Origin of the sequence: Mesorhizobium salmacidum (SeqCode) (genome assembly GCF_037179605.1) — a bacterium.
GTDB classification, from domain to species: Bacteria; Pseudomonadota; Alphaproteobacteria; order Rhizobiales; family Rhizobiaceae; genus Mesorhizobium; species Mesorhizobium salmacidum.
This window is the reverse complement of the sequence record NZ_JAPYKS010000006.1, coordinates 38,398-56,751: the sequence shown is the minus strand read 5'-3', so window position 1 is coordinate 56,751 and position 18,354 is coordinate 38,398. Positions and strand designations below refer to the sequence as shown.

Annotated in this window: 18 protein-coding genes; 12 read left to right on the top strand and 6 right to left on the bottom strand. The window is 64.0% G+C overall.

Features of this window, described 5'->3' with window-relative positions; all coding sequences use genetic code 11:
* Positions 1 to 61: 61 nt before the first annotated feature.
* Entirely contained in the window at positions 62 to 1,453 is a 1,392-nt protein-coding gene (gene chrA, locus O7A60_RS10030) for a chromate efflux transporter (protein ID WP_337106108.1), read from the bottom strand.
* Entirely contained in the window at positions 1,450 to 2,268 is an 819-nt protein-coding gene (locus O7A60_RS10025; RefSeq protein WP_337106278.1) for a sulfurtransferase/chromate resistance protein, read from the bottom strand. Before O7A60_RS10025 ends, chrA begins: the two co-directional genes overlap by 4 nt.
* Before the next feature lie 82 nt (positions 2,269 to 2,350).
* On the opposite strand from O7A60_RS10025, the gene O7A60_RS10020 reads away from it, so the two are divergent.
* Positions 2,351 to 2,503, top strand: a complete 153-nt coding sequence (locus tag O7A60_RS10020; protein ID WP_337106107.1) for a hypothetical protein — start codon at positions 2,351 to 2,353, stop codon at positions 2,501 to 2,503.
* Positions 2,504 to 2,525: 22 nt separating this feature from the next.
* Here O7A60_RS10020 and O7A60_RS10015 read toward each other — a convergent pair whose 3' ends face one another.
* Positions 2,526 to 4,331 carry an IlvD/Edd family dehydratase gene (locus tag O7A60_RS10015; RefSeq protein ID WP_337106106.1) on the bottom strand — a complete coding sequence of 602 codons (1,806 nt, stop codon included), beginning with the start codon at positions 4,329 to 4,331 and terminating at the stop codon, positions 2,526 to 2,528.
* A 150-nt stretch (positions 4,332 to 4,481) separates the two neighbouring features.
* Between O7A60_RS10015 and O7A60_RS10010 the strand changes: the two genes are divergently transcribed.
* Positions 4,482 to 4,931, top strand: a complete 450-nt coding sequence (locus tag O7A60_RS10010; RefSeq protein ID WP_027142148.1) for an SRPBCC family protein — start codon at positions 4,482 to 4,484, stop codon at positions 4,929 to 4,931.
* An 11-nt stretch (positions 4,932 to 4,942) separates the two neighbouring features.
* On the opposite strand, the gene O7A60_RS10005 is transcribed toward O7A60_RS10010, so the two are convergent.
* From O7A60_RS10005 to O7A60_RS09995, 3 genes are all read right to left on the bottom strand, one after another.
* Positions 4,943 to 6,112 carry an Mrp/NBP35 family ATP-binding protein gene (locus O7A60_RS10005; protein WP_337106104.1) on the bottom strand — a complete coding sequence of 390 codons (1,170 nt, stop codon included), beginning with the start codon at positions 6,110 to 6,112 and terminating at the stop codon, positions 4,943 to 4,945.
* Between the two features lie 75 nt (positions 6,113 to 6,187).
* Complete coding sequence (locus tag O7A60_RS10000) at positions 6,188 to 7,192, bottom strand: inorganic phosphate transporter (RefSeq protein ID WP_337106103.1); 1,005 nt, start codon at positions 7,190 to 7,192, stop codon at positions 6,188 to 6,190.
* A gap of 3 nt (positions 7,193 to 7,195) precedes the next feature.
* A complete protein-coding gene (locus O7A60_RS09995; RefSeq protein ID WP_027142151.1) occupies positions 7,196 to 7,837 on the bottom strand; it encodes a DUF47 domain-containing protein in 642 nt (213 codons plus the stop codon).
* A 226-nt stretch (positions 7,838 to 8,063) separates the two neighbouring features.
* Between O7A60_RS09995 and O7A60_RS09990 the strand changes: the two genes are divergently transcribed.
* The 10 genes from O7A60_RS09990 to O7A60_RS09945 all read left to right on the top strand — a co-directional run bounded on the left by O7A60_RS09990 (position 8,064) and on the right by O7A60_RS09945 (position 18,352).
* A complete protein-coding gene (locus tag O7A60_RS09990) occupies positions 8,064 to 8,441 on the top strand; it encodes a VOC family protein (protein WP_337106102.1) in 378 nt (125 codons plus the stop codon).
* A gap of 94 nt (positions 8,442 to 8,535) precedes the next feature.
* Positions 8,536 to 9,435 carry a LysR family transcriptional regulator gene (locus O7A60_RS09985; protein WP_337106101.1) on the top strand — a complete coding sequence of 300 codons (900 nt, stop codon included), beginning with the start codon at positions 8,536 to 8,538 and terminating at the stop codon, positions 9,433 to 9,435.
* A 132-nt stretch (positions 9,436 to 9,567) separates the two neighbouring features.
* Positions 9,568 to 10,047: a formate dehydrogenase subunit gamma gene (locus tag O7A60_RS09980; protein ID WP_337106100.1), complete on the top strand. Its 480-nt coding sequence runs from the start codon at positions 9,568 to 9,570 to the stop codon at positions 10,045 to 10,047.
* Entirely contained in the window at positions 10,044 to 11,600 is a 1,557-nt protein-coding gene (locus O7A60_RS09975) for a formate dehydrogenase beta subunit (protein ID WP_027142155.1), read from the top strand. The genes O7A60_RS09980 and O7A60_RS09975 overlap by 4 nt, the downstream gene beginning before the upstream one ends.
* 10 nt (positions 11,601 to 11,610) lie before the next feature.
* The gene (gene fdhF, locus O7A60_RS09970; protein WP_337106099.1) at positions 11,611 to 14,523 is read left to right on the top strand and encodes a formate dehydrogenase subunit alpha; all 2,913 of its coding nucleotides are present in this window, start codon (positions 11,611 to 11,613) and stop codon (positions 14,521 to 14,523) included.
* A 3-nt stretch (positions 14,524 to 14,526) separates the two neighbouring features.
* Positions 14,527 to 15,357, top strand: coding sequence for a formate dehydrogenase accessory sulfurtransferase FdhD (fdhD, locus tag O7A60_RS09965; RefSeq protein ID WP_337106098.1), 831 nt, complete (start codon positions 14,527 to 14,529; stop codon positions 15,355 to 15,357).
* Positions 15,347 to 15,658, top strand: a complete 312-nt coding sequence (locus tag O7A60_RS09960; protein WP_027142158.1) for a formate dehydrogenase subunit delta — start codon at positions 15,347 to 15,349, stop codon at positions 15,656 to 15,658. Before fdhD ends, O7A60_RS09960 begins: the two co-directional genes overlap by 11 nt.
* A 105-nt stretch (positions 15,659 to 15,763) precedes the next feature.
* A complete protein-coding gene (locus tag O7A60_RS09955) occupies positions 15,764 to 17,317 on the top strand; it encodes an alpha/beta fold hydrolase (protein ID WP_337106097.1) in 1,554 nt (517 codons plus the stop codon).
* Positions 17,318 to 17,426: 109 nt separating this feature from the next.
* Positions 17,427 to 17,906 (top strand): carboxymuconolactone decarboxylase family protein, encoded by a 480-nt coding sequence (locus O7A60_RS09950; protein ID WP_140716557.1) that lies wholly within the window; start codon positions 17,427 to 17,429, stop codon positions 17,904 to 17,906.
* An 83-nt stretch (positions 17,907 to 17,989) separates the two neighbouring features.
* On the top strand, positions 17,990 to 18,352 hold the full coding sequence (locus tag O7A60_RS09945; protein WP_135862229.1) for a nuclear transport factor 2 family protein: 363 nt from the start codon (positions 17,990 to 17,992) through the stop codon (positions 18,350 to 18,352).
* Positions 18,353 to 18,354: the final 2 nt, after the last annotated feature.

Here is an 18,354-nt window from a genome sequence, read left to right as displayed (position 1 = left end):
GGTTCAATCCGTTTTCCACCAGTTAGGTGGTTCGGAAGCGAAATACAAAGGAACCGGAAATCTAGCCGCCCGCCGCCAACAGCAACACGCCGGCAAGAGCGCACCCCGCAAGCGTCGGCAGCACACCGCTTTTCAGCCTCAGGATGGCGACCATGGCGGCCAGGGAAAGCAGCGCGGCCCGCCAGTCGATCGACGAAAGCACCGGCACATTCATGCCAAGGTCCGTCATGCGCACCTCGCGGAATACGACGTGCAAGGCGAACCACAGAGCAAGATTCATGACGACACCGACAACAGCGGCGGTGATCGCGCCCAGCGCGGCCGACAACGCCTTGTTGCCGCGCAGAGCCTCGATATAGGGCGCGCCGAGGAATATCCAGAAGAAGCAGGGCGTGAACGTGACCCACAAGGTCAGCAGCGCTCCAAGCGATCCGCCAAGCAACGGGTTCAGCGCGCCGGCGTGGCGAAACGCGGCGATGAAGCCGACAAACTGCAAAACGAGAATGAGCGGACCCGGCGTGGTCTCGGCAAGCCCGAGGCCATCGACCATTTCACCGGGGGTGAGCCAGCCGAAAGACTGCACGGCCGCCTGCGCAACATAGGCAAGGACCGCGTAGGCGCCGCCGAAGGTGACGACCGCCATGACGCTGAAGAACCCGCCGATCTGCGTCCACACGCTGCTTGTACCGGTGAGCGCCCAGAGCAACAGAACCGGCCCGAGCCAGATCGGCAGCCAGATCGCGACGGTGCGCGGCGCATGCCATCGTGTCGGCCTGGTGTGGGCCAGTTCGCCGCGTTCGAACATCAGGTCGACCGCGCCCCTGATATCGGGAGCGTCGTTCTTGCCGTGCGCCGCGCCGGAAAACAAGGCTGGCGCGACGCGGTTTCCGACCGATCCCACCAATCCCGCGATCAGGACGATGAGTGGGAACGGGATGCTGAGCACATAGATGCCGAGAAAAGCGCAAACCGCGATCGCCACCATCACCCGGTTCTTCAAGGCACGGCGGCCGATGCGGATCACCGCCTCCACGACAACGGCGAGCACTGCCGCCTTGACACCGAAGAACAGCGCCGCGACGAGCGGCACATCGCCATAGAGCGCATAGAAGATGCTCAAGGTGAGCATGACGAGTGCGCCGGGCACCACGAACAGGACACCGGCGACAAGGCCGCCGATCGTCCTGTGCAGCAGCCAGCCGATATAGATGGCGAGCTGCTGGGCCTCGGGACCGGGCAGCAGCATGCAGTAATTCAAGGCATGCAGGAAACGCTGTTCGCCAATCCACCGCCTCTCCTCGACCAGCTCCTTGTGCATGAGCGCAATCTGCCCCGCCGGCCCGCCGAAGCTCAGCAATCCGATCTTCGCCCAGAGTTTTGTAGCCTCGCGGAAGCTCGGAACCGCCGGCGCCACGACGATGTCGGGATCTTTCCCCGAAATGAGGCTGCTCATGACGGTTTCACCCCGCTCGGCCAGTTGTGCGTCTCGTCGGTGGCGTCGCGGCACCACCGGAAGAACGCGTCATAGAGCAGCATTCCCGCCTCCAGCTGCTCCAGATCGTCGCGGAACATGCGGGCCAGGCCGAGCGAGGCGGCGAGAAATCCGGCGGCCTGGGGAGCCAGGTCAAGCCGTGCGGTGTCGGCCGCGCGCACGATCGTGGCAAGGCGATCGAGCGCCTGGGATTCCAACCCGAACTCCTCGATCACCGTGTCGAAGGTGCAGCGCTCGCCGCGATGGCTCCAGAACACATTGTCGATGTCGAAGGGCACGGCTTGGAAGCGGTCGGCGACGGCAGGCACTTCGGCCGCGTCGACAAAGAGAAAGACCGCGTGCGGATCGATGAAACGCCGGATCAGCCAGGGGCAGGCGATGCGATCAATCTTGGGGCGAGCCCGCGTCACCCAGACGGTGCGGCCCTTTTCATCGCGGGACGGTATCTTGTCGGCGCGAACCAGAAGGCCGCCGACATCGCGCCAGGCCTCGAAACCGCCTTCGAGGGATTCGGCGGCAACGCCTTGGTGTCGCAGCCAGGCGGCCACGCCTTGAGAGAGCTTTTGCCCTTTCTGGCAGACGACGGCCACTTGGCTGCCGGCAAGGTCGTTTGCCCAGGCCGAGACGGTTTTGAAGTTGCGCCGGTGCGAGGCCGGCAGCAGGCGCGGATCGGCGTCGTAATCGTCATCGATGCGGACATCGACGATCACAGGTGCGCCGGGCAGACCAATCAGACGGGATAGTTGCAGTACGGTGATAGCGGTTGTTGACGGCATCGCGTCCACCTCCTGAACAGAGAAGCCTGGACGCGAACATTGGGCTGACGCCTCACGGGGTCGTCGCGATGCACCCCTTGGCATGATGGTGGAATTGTTGGGCAGGCTTGTCAAGGACGGTTCGTTCCCGGCCTATGGCCGTGGGAATGGCGGCCTGATCGATCAGGCCGCCGGTCGTCGTCAATCCATCATCCGTGACCAGCCAGGAATAATCGATGACTATTCCCAGGAATAATCGATGACTATTCCGGGAATAATCAGTGATTGTCGCGAGGCACGCCCATGGTGTGCGCGACATCCTGGTATTTTACCGCCGGCTTCAGCACCATGCCGGCCGAGAACTGGTCGACCATACCGCGCTGGATTTCCTGCCATGGCGTCTGGTGCTGGGGATAATGATAGCCGCCATCTTTCTGCAGTTCAGCGCGCCGCCGCGTGATCTCGTCGTCGCTGACGAGGATGTTCGCGGTGCCTTTCCGCAGGTCGATGCGGACGCGGTCGCCGGTCTTGAGCAACGCCAAACCGCCGCCGACGGCGGCTTCCGGCGAGGCGTTCAGGATCGACGGCGAGCCCGACGTGCCGGACTGGCGACCGTCGCCGATGCAGGCGAGCGCGTGGATACCCTTCTTGATAAGGTAGGCCGGCGGCTGCATGTTGACGACCTCGGCGCCGCCGGGATAGCCGACGGGACCGGCGCCGCGCATGAACAGGATGGTGTGCTCGTCGATGCCTTGCGCCGGGTCGTCGATGCGGGCGTGGTAATCCTCCGGGCCATCGAAGACCATGGCGTTGCCCTCGAAGGCCTCCGGATCGTTCGGATTGGACAGATAGCGCTCGCGGAATTCCGGCGAGATGCCGCTCATCTTCATGATCGCCGAATCGAACAGATTGCCCTTGAAGTTGATGAAGCCGGCATTGGCCTTCAGCGGCTCGGCCACGGTGCGGATGACATCGGTGTTCTCGTTGGCGACGCCCTCACAGTTGGCGCCGATCGACTTGCCGTTGACGGTCAGGGCATCGGGATGCGGCAGCATTCCGGCCTTCATCAGTTCGGCCACGACCGCCGGCACGCCACCGGCGCGGTGATAGTCTTCGCCGAGATATTCGCCCGACGGCTGCAGGTTGACGATGAGCGGCACGTTGAGGCCGACCTTCTGCCAATCGTCATTGTCGAGCGGTACGCCGAGATGGCGGGCGATGGCGTTGAGGTGGATCGGCGCGTTGGTGGAGCCGCCGATCGCCGAATTGACGACGATGGCGTTTTCGAAGGCCGCGCGGGTCATGATGTCGGACGGTTTCAGGTCCTCGTGCACCATGTCGACGATGCGCTTTCCCGTCTCATAGGCGATCTGGCCGCGCTCGCGGTACGGCGCCGGGATGGCGGCCGAACCGGGCAGCTGCATGCCGAGCGCCTCCGCCAGCGAATTCATCGTCGTGGCGGTGCCCATCGTGTTGCAGTAGCCCGTGGACGGCGCCGAGGAGGCGACAATGTCCATGAACTCGTCATAGTCGATCTCGCCGGCCGACAGGCGCTGGCGCGATTCCCAGACGATGGTTCCCGAGCCCGTGCGCTTGCCCTTATGCCAGCCATTGAGCATCGGGCCGACCGACAGCGCGATGGCCGGGATGTTGACGGTCGCCGCCGCCATCAGCAAGGCAGGCGTGGTCTTGTCGCAGCCGATGGTCAGCACGACGCCGTCGAGCGGATAGCCGTAGAGCACTTCGACAAGGCCGAGATAGGCGAGGTTGCGGTCAAGGGCCGCGGTCGGCCGCTTGCCGGTCTCCTGGATCGGGTGACAGGGGAATTCGAAAGGAATGCCGCCCATCGAGACGATGCCTTCGCGCACGCGCTTGGCGAGCTCGATGTGGTGCCGGTTGCAAGGCGAGAGATCAGAGCCGGTCTGGGCGATGCCGATCAGCGGTTTGCCCGACGTCAGCTCGGCGCGTGTCAGCCCGTAATTCAGGTAACGCTCGAGATAGAGCGCCGTCATTCCCGGATTGTCGGGATTGTCGAACCACTCCTGCGAGCGGAACTTTTTCTTTTTCGTGGGGGCGCCGGCCATCATGGTCTCCGTATTTGTATGACAAATCGATATGACAACGCGCCGATGCAGGCAAGGGGCACGCGTGATCTGAATCCGGACTTTGGTGCGATAGACAGCTATCGAACCGCGCGCTACGACCAATCCGACATTGGCGATGGGGAGGTTTAAATGGCTTTGGTGATCGAGGGCGAGGAACGTATCGCCGCACCCGTGAAGAAAGTGTGGGAAGCGCTGAATGACCCAATCGTCCTGAAGGACGCCATTCCGGGCTGTCAGAGCCTGGAAATGAAATCGGCGACCGAGATGGCGGCAACGGTGGTGCTGAAGATCGGTCCGATCAAGGCGACCTTCAACGGCGAAGTGACGCTCAGGAATCTCAAGCCGCCGCATGCCTACACCATCCAGGGCGAAGGCAAGGGTGGCATTGCCGGCTTCGCCAAGGGCGGTGCCGACGTCACCCTCACCGCCGACGGGCCGGACGCGACGGTCCTCAAATACGCGGCCAAGGCAGAAGTCGGCGGCAAGATCGCGCAGCTCGGCAGCCGGCTGATCGAATCGACCTCGAAGAAACTGGCCGGACAGTTCTTTTCGGCATTCGGCGAGAAAGTGGGCGGCTGATCCTTGAGGGGTCACTCAAACACGATGTTTGGCACCGCCGCTTCGGCCGCGCCGCGTTCCTCATTGACCCTGTACCAAACCTTGGAAGCGATATCGCGATAGATTTTCGCTTCGGCGCCATCCGGTTTCGAGACGACCACCGGCGTGCCGGCGTCCGAGCTTTCGCGAATGCCCATTTCCAGCGGCACCTCGCCGAGGAAGGTGACGCCCAGCCTCTCGGCCTCGCGGCGCGCGCCGCCATGGCCGAAAATATCGTAGCGCTTGCCGGTGTCAGGGGCGAGGAAGTAGCTCATGTTCTCGACAATGCCGAGCAGCGGCACATCGACTTTTTTGAACATATTGAGACCTTTGCGGGCGTCGATCAGCGCCAGGTCCTGTGGCGTCGAGACGATGACCGCGCCGGCCAGCGGCACCTGCTGGGCCATGGTGAGCTGGGCATCGCCGGTGCCGGGCGGCATGTCGACGACAAGCACGTCGAGCCGCCCCCATTCGACTTCGCGCAGCATCTGGGTGAGCGCCGACATAACCATCGGCCCGCGCCAGATCATCGGTGTTTCCTCATCGACGAGGAACCCCATCGACATCACCTTGAGGCCGTAATTCTCCATGGGTTTCAGGATCTTGCCGTCGACCGTCTGCGGCCGGCCATGGATGTTGAGCAGCCTGGGCATCGACGGGCCATAGATGTCGGCATCGAGCACGCCGACCCGCAAGCCGTTGGCGGCAAGGCCGAGCGCCAGATTGACGGCCGTGGTCGACTTGCCGACGCCGCCCTTGCCCGAAGCAACCGCGATGATCGCCTCGATGCCGGGGACGCCGCGCTTGCCATGGCTCTGAGAAGCAGGAGCATGCGGAGCCGCCCGAGGTGCGGCGGCGGGCGGAGCCGGCCTGGGTGCGGGACGCGATGGAACCGGCGCCTCCATGCCGCCGCCTTTCTTTTCCGCCGTCAGCGCGACGACCGCACCGGCGACGCCGGGAATGGCCTTCACCACCCGCTCGGCGGCGGCGCGCAACGGCTCCATCTCCTGGGCCCGCGCGGCGGGAACGGTGATCGAGAAGAAGACTTTCGAATCGGCGATGAAAATCTCCGAAACCATGCCGAGATCGACGATGTTGCCGGTGAAATCGGGCCCGTTGACGGTCTTCAGGCGCTCGACGACGGTTTCCTTGGTGACGGCCATAACAATTCTTCCTCGGCTTAAGGTGCTGCTCACATAGTGCAGATCGGCGGCTGGTCCAAGCGCCACGCCGCGACATCACCGGGCCAGGCTGAGCGCCAGGTAGGTGAGAGCGGAAATCGCCGCCGTCGCCGGCAAGGTCACGACCCAGGCGACGACGATGTTGCCGGCGATGCCCCAGCGCACCGCCGAGACACGCCGGGCCGCGCCGACACCGATAATGGCACCGGTGATGGTGTGCGTGGTCGAGACCGGGACGCCGAGCAAGGTGGCTGCGAACAGGGTGATCGCGCCGCCGGTCTCGGCGCAGAAGCCCTGCATCGGATTGAGGCGCGTGATCTTCGAGCCCATTGTGTGGACGATGCGCCAGCCGCCCAAAAGCGTGCCCAGCGCCAGCGCCGACTGGCAGGTGAGGACGACCCACAGCGGCACATAGAACGAGGTGCCGAGCATGCCTTGCGAATAGAGCAGCACGGCAATGATGCCCATGGTTTTCTGGGCGTCGTTGCCGCCATGGCCGAGCGAATAGAGCGAGGCCGAAAAGAACTGCAGGACGCGAAACGTGCTGTCGACGGCGAATGGCGTCTGGCGCACGAACAGCCATGAAACCACCAGGACCAGGAGAAGCGCCAGGACGAAACCGGTTGCCGGCGACAGCACGATCGCGGCGACCGTCTTGCCGAGGCCCGACCAGACGATGGCGCCGAAGCCCGCCTTGGCGACCCCGGCCCCGACCAACCCGCCGATCAGCGCGTGCGAGCTACTCGACGGAATACCGGCGATCCAGGTTACGATGTTCCAGACAATGGCGCCGACCAGCGCCGAGAAGATCACCGCCGGGGTGACGACGCCGACGTCGACGATGCCCTTGCCGACGGTCTCGGCGACATGAAGGCCGAAGAACAGGAAGGCGATGAAATTGAAGAAGGCCGCCCACAGCACCGCATAATGCGGCCGCAGCACCCGCGTGGAGACGATGGTGGCGATGGAGTTGGCGGCGTCGTGCAGGCCATTGAGAAAATCGAAGAACAGCGCCACGGCAACGAGGCCGGCGAGCAGGGGAAAGGCGATGGTCGCTTCCATCGCCTAGACGTTCTCGATGACGATGCCGCTGATCTCGTTGGCGACGTCCTCGAAACGGTCGACCACCTTCTCGAGCTGGCCATATATCTCCGAGCCGATCAAATAGGCCATCGCGTCACCGCCATTGTGGCGCTTGAACAGGTCCTTCAAACCCTGCTCATGCAGGTCGTCGGCCCGGCCCTCGGCACGCATGACCTCCTCGGCGAGTTCATTGAGGCGTGCGCTGTTGGCGCCGACCTTGGCGAGCAGCGGGATCGCCTCCGCGACCAGCTTGGCAGCGTCGACGATGACGCCACCCATTTCCTGCATCAGCGGATCGAATTCGTGCTTTTCGAACAGCCGCACCGTCTTGACGGTCTTGTGCATCGTGTCGATGGCATCATCCATCGACTGGATCAGATCCTTGATGTCGCCGCGGTCGAAAGGCGTGATGAAAGACCGCCGCACCGCAAGCAGCACCTGCGCGGTTATGTCGTCCGCCTCGTTTTCGAGATCGATGATCTCCCGGCACCTGCGTTCGATATCCTTGCCCTGGAGAAGCAGCTGGAGTGCCTCGGCGCCGGCGACCACGGTACGGGAATGCTGTTCGAACAGGTCGAAGAAGCGATCTTCGCGCGGCAACAGCTTGCGGAACCAGCCCAGCATGTTCGTCCCTCCCTGCGCACCAGTTGCATCCACATAGCGCCGCACGGGCCCGCAGGAAACAGTAAGCCGGCTGAAAGATGTGGATCGGCGCCGTTTGAAGGCACAACTTGCAGCAAGGCGCATGTCCTTGACGCTCGTCAAGCGGCTGGCCGGCCCTACTTCAGCAATGGCACGTTCGACGCGGACAGGTTCACTGACGAGGGAACAATCAGGGAAGGAGACGATCATGCTTGAAAACAGCAACGCAACGGCCAATCTCGCGGTCAGGGACCTGGCCAAGGCAAAGGCTTTCTATGCGGGGACGCTCGGCCTGAAACAGGTGCACGATGAGGGCGGCGAACTGATCGTGTACAAAAGCGGCAACACCACCGTCAATGTCTATCGCTCCCAGTTCGCCGGAACCAACAAGGCGACAGCGGTGACGTGGACGGTCGGAGACGCGATCGGCACCGTCGTCGCCGCGCTGAAATCGAAGGGCGTCGTCTTTGAACACTACGAGATGCCCGGTTTGACGCTGGAAGGCGATGTCCATGTCGGGCAGGGCATGAAGGTCGCTTGGTTCAAGGATCCGGACGGCAACATCCTGAATCTCGTCGACAGGTAGTTTTTTGCGATTGCGCAACGGTTGGGGGCGGCACGATTGTCAGCTGTAGCAGCAACCATCTGGCGCGGTGCGGCTGCGCCGGTTAGCTTCACCTATGATCGACAAGCTGGAATTCTTCATCGCACTGGCCAAGGAGGAGCATTTCGGCCGGGCGGCTGAAGCGTGCGGGGTTACGCAGCCGACCCTGTCGGCCGGGATCAAACAGCTCGAGGGCCAGCTCGGCGTCATGCTGGTCAATCGCGGCTCGCGCTTTCAGGGGCTGACGCCGGAGGGCAAGCAGGTGTTGGTCTGGGCGCGCCGCATCGTCGGCGACTCCAGGACCATGCGCGAGGAGATGCGTGCCGCCCGCCACGGCCTTTCCGGCCGCATCCGCATTGCCGCCATCCCGACAGCGTTGGCCATGGTGGCCCGATTGACGACACCCTTTCGAGACAAGCACCCCGGTGTCACCTTTTCGGTGCTGTCGCGAACCTCGATCGAAGTGCTGTCGCTGCTCGGCAATTTCGATGTCGATGCCGGCATCACCTATCTTGACAACGAGCCGCTCGGGCGGGTGACCAGCGTGCCGCTTTATGACGAGCGCTACCAGTTGATCACCGCTATCGGCACTCCCTATTCGGACCGCGACAAAGTGACATGGGCGGAGATCAGTCATTTGCCGCTGTGCCTGTTGACGCCGGACATGCAGAACCGCCGCATCATCGACCAGCACCTGGCGGAAGCCGGCGTGCAGGTGCGGCCGACGCTGGAATCGAACTCGATGATCGTGCTGTTCTCGCACATCCGGACCGGCAAATGGTCGTCGATCATGCCGCTCAACCTTGCGGAAACATTCGGTTTTTCCGAACCGATCCGTGCCATTCCGATCGTCGAGCCCGATGCCAGCCACACGGTAGGGCTGGTCGCCGCGCCGCGTGAGCCGCATACGCCGCTGGTGCAGGCGCTGCTGGACGAGGCGATGGCGCTGGCAGACGATTTCCGCGCGCACCGCTAGGTTAGAGAATTGAGGCGGAAGAGCTTGATAGAAAATTTCTATCGAGCAACGGATCAGCTTTATTGATTTCAGGGGTTTCCTCTGATTTTGTAAAGACTTAGCGATAAAGCCATCGACCAGGGAGGGCGCTGCGTGACGATGCAGCCAGCAAGTACCGAGATCGCATCCCGCACGGCGGCGATTGTCCAGGAGTTGAAGGATCTCGAAGGTCCGCTGCTGCCGATCCTCCACGGTATCCAGGAAGAATTCGGCCACGTCCCGCAGGACGCCGTGCCGGTCATCGCCGATGGGCTGAACCTCTCCAGGGCCGAGGTGCACGGTGTCGTCACCTTCTATCATGATTTCCGTGCCCGGCCGGCCGGCCGGCGCGTGCTCAAGCTCTGCCAGGCGGAAGCCTGCCAGTCGATGGGTTCGGACGCGGTCGCCGCCAGGGTCAAGCAGTTGCTCGGCATCGATTTCCATGAGACCACGCGTGACGGATCGGTTACGCTTGAGCCAGTCTATTGTCTCGGCCTGTGCGCCTGTTCGCCGTCGGCGATGCTGGACGGCGAGGTGATCGGACGGCTCGATGATGACAAGATCCACGAGCTCGTCGCCGAGGTGCGCTCATGACCCCCCGCATCTACATTCCCGGCGATTCCGGCGCGCTGGCGCTGGGCGCGGAAAAGGTCGCCAAAGCGATCGCAAATGAACTTGCCGAGCGCGGCATCGAGGCCAAGATCGTGCGCAACGGCTCGCGCGGCGCCTATTTCCTCGAACCGATGGTCGAAGTGGCGACAGCCAATGGCCGCGTCGCCTACGGGCCGGTGAAGCCGTCGGACGTGAAGAGCCTGTTCGACAGCGGCTTCCTCAAGGGCGGGCATCACAAGCGCTGGCTCGGCGCGCCCGACAAGATCCCGTTCCTCGCCAAGCAGACACGGCTGACCTTCGCGCGCTGCGGCATCAACGACCCGCTGTCGCTCGACGCCTACAAATCGCTCGGCGGATTGAAGGGCCTGCAGAATGCGGTGGCCATGGCGCCCGCCGACATCGTCAAGCAGGTGACCGAATCCGGCCTGCGCGGCCGTGGCGGCGCGGGCTTTCCGACCGGCATCAAATGGAAGACGGTGCTCGATACGACATCGGAGCGCAAATACATCGTCTGCAACGCCGATGAGGGCGACAGCGCCACCTTCGCCGACCGCATGATCATGGAAGGCGACCCCTTCGTGCTCATCGAAGGGATGGCAATCGCCGGCATCGCCACCGGCGCGACCAAGGGTTTTGTCTACATCCGCTCGGAATATCCGCACGCGGTGGCTGTCATGAACAAGGCCGTCGAGATCGCTCGCAAGGCCGGTGTGCTCGGCGTCAATGTGCTGGGTTCGCCCAACGCCTTCGACATGGAAATCCGCGTCGGTGCCGGTGCCTATGTCTGCGGCGAGGAAACCTCGTTGCTCAACAGCCTGGAAGGCAAGCGCGGGGTGGTGCGCGCCAAGCCGCCGCTGCCCGCGATACAAGGGTTGTTCGGCAAGCCGACGGTGATCAACAACGTCATCTCGCTGGCTTCCGTTCCAGTTATCATGGACAAGGGTGCCGCCTTCTACAAGGATTTCGGCATGGGCCGCTCACGCGGCACGATCCCGATCCAGATCGCCGGCAACGTCAAGCAAGGCGGCCTGTTCGAAACCGCTTTCGGCCTGACGCTGGGCGAGATCGTCGATGAGATCGGCGGCGGCACGTCCACCGGACGCCCGGTGAAGGCGGTGCAGGTCGGCGGCCCGCTCGGCGCCTATTTCCCGCGCGCGCTGTTCGACACGCCGTTCGACTATGAAGAATTCGCCAAGCGCGATGGACTGATCGGCCACGCCGGCATCACGGTTTTCGACGACACCGCCGACATGCTGAAGCAGGCACGCTTCGCCATGGAGTTCTGCGCCATCGAAAGCTGCGGCAAGTGCACGCCTTGCCGCATCGGCTCGACGCGGGGCGTGGAAACCATCGACAGGCTCGCCGCCGGCATCGAGCCGGAGAAGAACCTCGCTCTGGTCACGGACCTCTGCAACACGATGAAATTCGGTTCGCTCTGCGCGCTGGGCGGCTTCACGCCCTACCCGGTGATGAGCTCGATCACGCATTTCCCCGAGGATTTCAAGCCCGCGCCAGCGCGCGTGGCTGCTGAATAGGAGCTGGCAGATGAACATCAAGGCCGACTTCCCGACGCTCATCGAAGAACTCGATTACGGGACTCCGCAATCGAAGGCTGAGAAGCAGGTCACGCTGACCGTCGATGGCCGCAGCATCAGCGTGCCGGAAGGCACGTCGATCATGCGTGCGGCGATGGAAGGCGGAGTCGAAATCCCGAAACTCTGCGCCACCGACATGCTGGACTCCTTCGGTTCCTGCCGCGTCTGCCTCGTCGAGATCGAAGGGCGCGGCGGCACGCCGGCCTCCTGCACGACGCCGGTCGGCGAAGGCATGGTGGTGCGCACGCAGTCGGACAGGCTCGATGCCATCCGCCGCGGCGTCATGGAACTCTACGTCTCCGACCATCCGACCGGCTGGAACGAGAAGGCCGGAACCGGCGCCAGCGAGTTCGATGTGGTGGCGAAGTCCGTCGGCCTGACCGAAAATCGCTACGGCGTCGAGGGCCGCAACCACGTCAAGGAAGAAGGCGGCGTCGCGCCGGGCCATGGCTCGCTCGCGGTCGACTACATCGCGCGTGATGAATCCAACCCCTATTTCACCTACGATCCGGCGCAGTGCATCGTCTGCTCGCGCTGCGTGCGCGCCTGCGAGGAGGTGCAAGGCACTTTTGCGCTGACCATCGAGGGCCGCGGCTTCGAATCGCGCATGGTCGCCGGCATGCACGAGGATTTCATCGCTTCCGAATGCGTGTCCTGCGGCGCCTGCGTGCAGGCCTGCCCGACCGATGCGCTGCGCGAGAAGACCGTGCTCGAAAAGGGCCTGCCGGAGCGCTCGGCCGTCACCACCTGCGCCTATTGCGGCGTCGGCTGCTCGTTCAAGGCCGAAGTGAAGGGCGACGAGGTCATCCGCATGATGCCCTACAAGGAGGGTATGGCCAACCACGGCCATTCCTGCGTGAAGGGCCGCTTCGCCTATGGCTACGCCACCCACAAGGACCGCATCCTGTCGCCGATGATCCGCGAAAAGGTCAGCGATCCCTGGCGCGAGGTGAGCTGGGAAGAGGCGATCGCCCATACGGCCAAGGAATTCCGCCGTATCCAGTACCAGTACGGCCGCACCGCCATCGGCGGCATCACCTCCTCGCGCTGCACGAATGAGGAGACCTATCTCGTCCAGAAGCTGGTGCGGCAGGGCTTCCGCAACAACAATGTCGACACCTGCGCGCGCGTCTGCCATTCGCCGACCGGCTATGGGCTCGGCCAGACCTACGGCACCTCGGCCGGCACGCAGGATTTCGATTCCGTCGAATTCACCGACGTCGCCGTCATCATCGGCGCCAATCCGGCGTCCGCGCACCCGGTGTTCGCCTCGCGGCTGAAGAAGCGGCTGCGCCAGGGTGCCAAGCTGATCGTGCTCGATCCGCGCCGCACGGAGATGGTCAAGTCGGCCCATGTCGAGGCGGACTACCACCTGCCGCTGAAGCCCGGCACCAATGTCGCCGTGCTGACGTCGCTGGCGCATGTCATCGTCACCGAGGGCCTTTTCGACGAAGCCTTTATCCGTGAGCGCTGCGACTGGGCGGAATTCCAGGACTGGGCGTCCTTCGTCGCCCTGCCGGAAAACAGCCCCGAAACCGTGGGCAAGCTGTCCGGCGTCGATCCCGAGCTGATCCGCGGTGCCGCGCGCCTCTACGCCAAGGGCGGCAATGGCGCGATCTACTACGGCCTCGGCGTCACCGAGCACAGCCAGGGCTCGACCACGGTGATGGCGATCGCCAACCTCGCAATGGCCACCGGCAATATCGGCCGCCCGGGCGTCGGCGTGAACCCGCTGCGCGGCCAGAACAACGTGCAGGGCTCGTGCGACATGGGCTCGTTCCCGCATGAACTGCCGGGCTACCGGCACATTTCGGGCGACGCGGTGCGCGACATCTATGAGAGCCTGTGGGGTGTGAAGCTGGACGACGAGCCCGGCCTGCGCATCCCCAACATGCTGGATGCCGCCGTCGACGGATCGTTCAAGGGCATCTACATCCAGGGCGAGGACATCCTGCAGTCCGATCCCGACACCAAGCATGTCGCCGCCGGCCTTGCCGCGATGGAATGCGTGGTCGTGCACGACCTTTTCCTCAACGAGACGGCGAACTACGCGCATGTCTTCCTGCCCGGCTCGACCTTCCTCGAGAAGGACGGCACCTTCACCAATGCCGAGCGCCGCATCAACATGGTGCGCAAGGTGCTGGAACCGAAGGCGCGCTACGCCGATTGGGAGGCAACGCAGGAGCTTGCCCGCGCCATCGGGCTCGACTGGAACTATACGCATCCGTCCGAAATCATGGACGAGATCGCCAAGACGACGCCAAGCTTCGCCAACGTCTCCTTCGACCTGCTCGACCGCGTCGGTTCCGTGCAATGGCCCTGCAACGACAAGGCACCGCTCGGCACGCCGATCATGCATGTCGACGGCTTCGTGCGCGGCAAGGGCAAGTTCATCCGCACCGAATATGTGGCGACGGACGAAAGGACCGGACCGCGCTTCCCGCTGCTGCTGACCACCGGCCGTATCCTCAGCCAATACAATGTCGGCGCGCAGACACGGCGTACCGAAAATGTCATGTGGCACTCCGAGGACCGGCTGGAAATCCATCCGCATGACGCCGAAAACCGTGGCCTGCGCGATGGCGACTGGGTCCGGCTGACCAGCCGTTCGGGCGAGACGACGCTGCGCGCGCTGATCACCGACCGGGTGTCGCCGGGCGTGGTCTACACCACCTTCCACCATCCCGACACGCAGGCCAACGTCATCACCACCGACTTCTCCGACTGGGCGACCAATTGTCCTGAATACAAGGTGACCGCGGTGCAGGTCGGCGCTTCCAACGGCCCGTCGGAATGGCAGCGCGACTATGACGAGCAGGCCAAGCAGAGCCGTCGCATCGCCCCGCTGCAGGCGGCGGAGTAGCTCTTGGCCGCGCGCCGCAAAGCGACGACGCAGATATCGCGGCTGGCGCACCGCGCCGGCGGCACGGCTGCGGCCGACCGTATGGTTCCGGAGGAGACGCCGGTGGCGTTCTCCTTTGCCGGCACCACGCACGCGGTGATGATGGCGAGCCCCGCCGATTTCGAGGATTTCGCGCTCGGCTTCTCGCTGACCGAAGGCATCATCGCCGCGCCTGACGAGATCGAAGCCATCGAAGTGGAAGATCATGGCGCCGGCATCGATATTCAGATCCGGCTGAAGGACCAGGCCAATACGCGCTTCGAGGCGCGGCGGCGGCGGCTCGCCGGACCGGTCGGCTGCGGGCTCTGCGGCATCGAATCCATCGAGGAAGCGATGCGCTCGGTCGATGCGGTCGGTGCGTCGAAACGTACGCTTGAGGCCGACGACATCATCCGCTCGGTCAAGTTGCTGTCGAAGGTGCAGCCGCTGCATACCGAGACGGGCGCCGTGCATGCCGCCGGCTTCTACGTGCCTGGCAAGGGCGTCGTCATGGCGCGCGAGGATGTCGGCCGCCACAATGCGCTCGACAAGCTGGCGGGGGCGCTGGCCAAGGCCAATATCGATGGCGCATCGGGCGCGGTCGTGGTGACCAGCCGTGTTTCGGTCGAGATGGTGCAGAAGACGGCAGCGATCGGTTCGGCCTTCATCATCGCCGTTTCCGCTCCCACCGCCCTTGCCGTCCGCACGGCGCAGGAAGCCGGCATGACGCTGGTGGCGTTGGTGCGCGGCGATGATTTCGATGTTTTTACGCACCCTGACCGGGTGATCTTCGGAGTTACCCAGCATGTCGCATGACGAAGAGCACATCATGAGCACACGGGAAAAGCTGGTGCGCATGGCCAACCAGATCGCCGCCTTTTTCCACTCCAGACCACGCGAGGAAGGCGTTGCCGGCGTCGCCGAGCATATCAACAAGTTCTGGGAGCCGAGGATGCGGCGCCAGTTTTTCGAGATGCTGGACAGCGGCGGCGAAGGCTTCGACGAACTGGTTGTGGTCGCTTCGGCCAGGATCAAGCGGCCGATCACGCCGGCGGAGGCCGATCTCAAGCTTGGGCTCGAGGCTTTTCCGGGTGACGTCGCGGCACCGCAAGAATAGCTGCGGCGGCCGCACATTCACTTCCGCTAAAATATAAACTGCCGCAGCCGGCGCGGCTCTGCTATGGTTGGCGATCAGAAATCGTCAGGCCGGGCGGATACCCTCGTGAGGCCGATCGAGACCCGATACGCCCTTAGCGGCGAGGTGCGGATCGCCTATCAGGTGATCGGCCAGGGATCGTTCGATCTCGTCTTCGTGCCGGGCTTCATCTCCAATCTCGACCTGCACTGGGAAGACGAGGGCTATACCAGACTCCTGAGGCGGCTTTCGGCGTTCTCACGGCTGATCCTGTTCGACAAGCGCGGCACGGGTCTCTCCGACCGCGTCGACGTCCATCACCTGCCCAGCCTCGAGACCCGCATGGACGATGTGCGCGCGGTGATGGATGCGGCCGGCAGCGGCCGTGCCGCCCTGCTTGGCGCTTCCGAAGGCGCGCCGATGGCGATGCTGTTCGCCGCCACCTATCCGGAGCGCGCGCGGGCGCTGGCGCTCTATGGCGGCTATGCCCATTTCCACAAATGGGTGATGCCGCCGGAGCGTCTGGAAGCCTTCATCGCGACGGCCGAGACGGCCTGGGGGACAGGCGCCACCTTGCCCAATTTCGCGCCGGGCAGGGTCGATGACGCCCGATTTTCAACCTGGTGGGCGCGGTTCGAACGGCTCTCGGCCAGCCCGACGGCAGCGGCGGCGCTGGCGCGGATGAACGCGGAGATCGACGTACGCGGTATCCTGGCGGCGATCGACGCGCCGACGCTGCTGATCCATCGCCGCAACGACGTGCGGGTCGATCCCGACGCCAGCCGCTTTCTGGCCAGGAAGATTCCCAACGCGCGGCTGGTCGAAATCCCGGGGCGCGACCATCCGATCTGGACCGGCGATGTCGACCGGGTGGCCGACCTGATCGAGGAATTCCTGACCGGCGAGCGCGCCGTGGCGGAAGCCGAACGCATTCTGGCGGCACTTCTGGTGACACGCATCTACGACACGGCACGGCTTGGCGACAGGATGTGGAGCGAACGCAGCGAGCATTTCCACGAAACATGGCGGACACTTGTGGTGCGCCATGGCGGGCGCTGCGCGGATATGCATGGCGAAATGATGATTTCGCGTTTCGACGGCCCGGGACGGGCCTTACGCTGCGCGGCGGCGTTGCGCGACGCGGCGCAGCAAATCGGGGTGGCAAGCGCGCAAGGGGCGCATGTCGGCGAGATCGAGTTGCGCGGGCCCCCTGCAGGATTGACGAGCCGCGTGACGATACAACTCGCCGCTCTCGCCGGGCGCGGCGAGATACTGGCATCGAGGCTGGTCGCCGATCTGGCAGTCGGCTCGGGACTTCATTTCGTCGATCGCGGGCGTATCGCCATCGACGAGCTGGACGAGCCGCTGGCGCTTGTGCTTGCGATGTCCGAACAGCACCTGGAACCGGCTTGCCGGCCCAAGACCAGGGCGACCGAACCGGCCTGCCTGACAACGCGCGAGAGCGAAGTCGTGAATTTGATCGCCGATGGCAAGAGCAATGCGGCGATCGCCGCGGAACTCAGGCTGAGCGAGCACACGGTCAAGCGCCACGTCGCCAACATACTGCTCAAGCTCGACCTGCCATCGCGAGCGGCGGCGGCGGCATTTTCCGCCAGGCAGACTGGCCCGGACGGGCCATGAGAGCCATGGCGCTTTCGGGCGAAGCGGGGGCACCGATGTAGGCGGTATCAATTCCCCATGCAGGCCAAGGCGGATATCGCCGGGAAAGGCGCTGCGAACGGAGGATGAAATGCCCAAGTCAAAACTGAATGTCAGGTCACTTATGATCGCGGCGGGCATTGGCGCGCTGTTCACGATCACTCCGGCGAAGGCCGAGGATGCGTCGGCGACAGCGGCCTACAAGGACATCGAGGCGACGCTCGGCTCCGTGCCGGATATGTTCAAGACACTGCCTGACGTCGCCATCGCCGGCGCCTGGGCCGAGATCAAGGGCGTCCAGCTCAACCCCAAGACCGCGCTTGACGGCAAGACCAAGGAGTTGATGGGGCTCGCGGTCGCGTCACAGATCCCGTGCCAGTATTGCATCTATTTCCACACCGAGGCCGCCAAGCTCAACGGCGCGAGCGACGAGGAGATCAAGGAGACGATCGCGATGGCGGCAATCGTTCGCCATTGGTCGACGATCCTCAACGGCAGCCAGGTCGATCTCGCGACCTTCAAGAAACAGACCGACGGCGTATTCGCTGCCGTAAAGGCGAAGTCGCAGTGAAGACCCCGGCCCGGCGATGAGTGCCGGGCGACACCACAAAGCATCAACCGCCCGATCGTGAAGACGGGCATATGGAGGATAAAATGCTGACCAAGACCCAAACAGTGGACGGCGCGGCGATCAAGAAGGCGATCGAAGGGCGTGATGGAAAGATGCTGTCGAGCTTCTATGCCGACGATGCGCTGGTGCGGGTGATCGACCGCAACAACCCGCCGAGCAAGCCACGCGAAATCCGCGGGCGCGCGGCGATCACGACGTTCTGGGACGATATCTGCAGCCGGGCGATGACCCACAAGGTCGACACCACCATCGCCAATGGCGACAGCCTCGCCTTCACCCAAGCCTGCGCCTATCCGGACGGCACGAAAGTGTTCGCCGCGGCAATGCTGGAGCTGAAGAACGGGCAGATTGCACGACAGACCGTCGTGCAGGCCTGGGACGAGTAGAT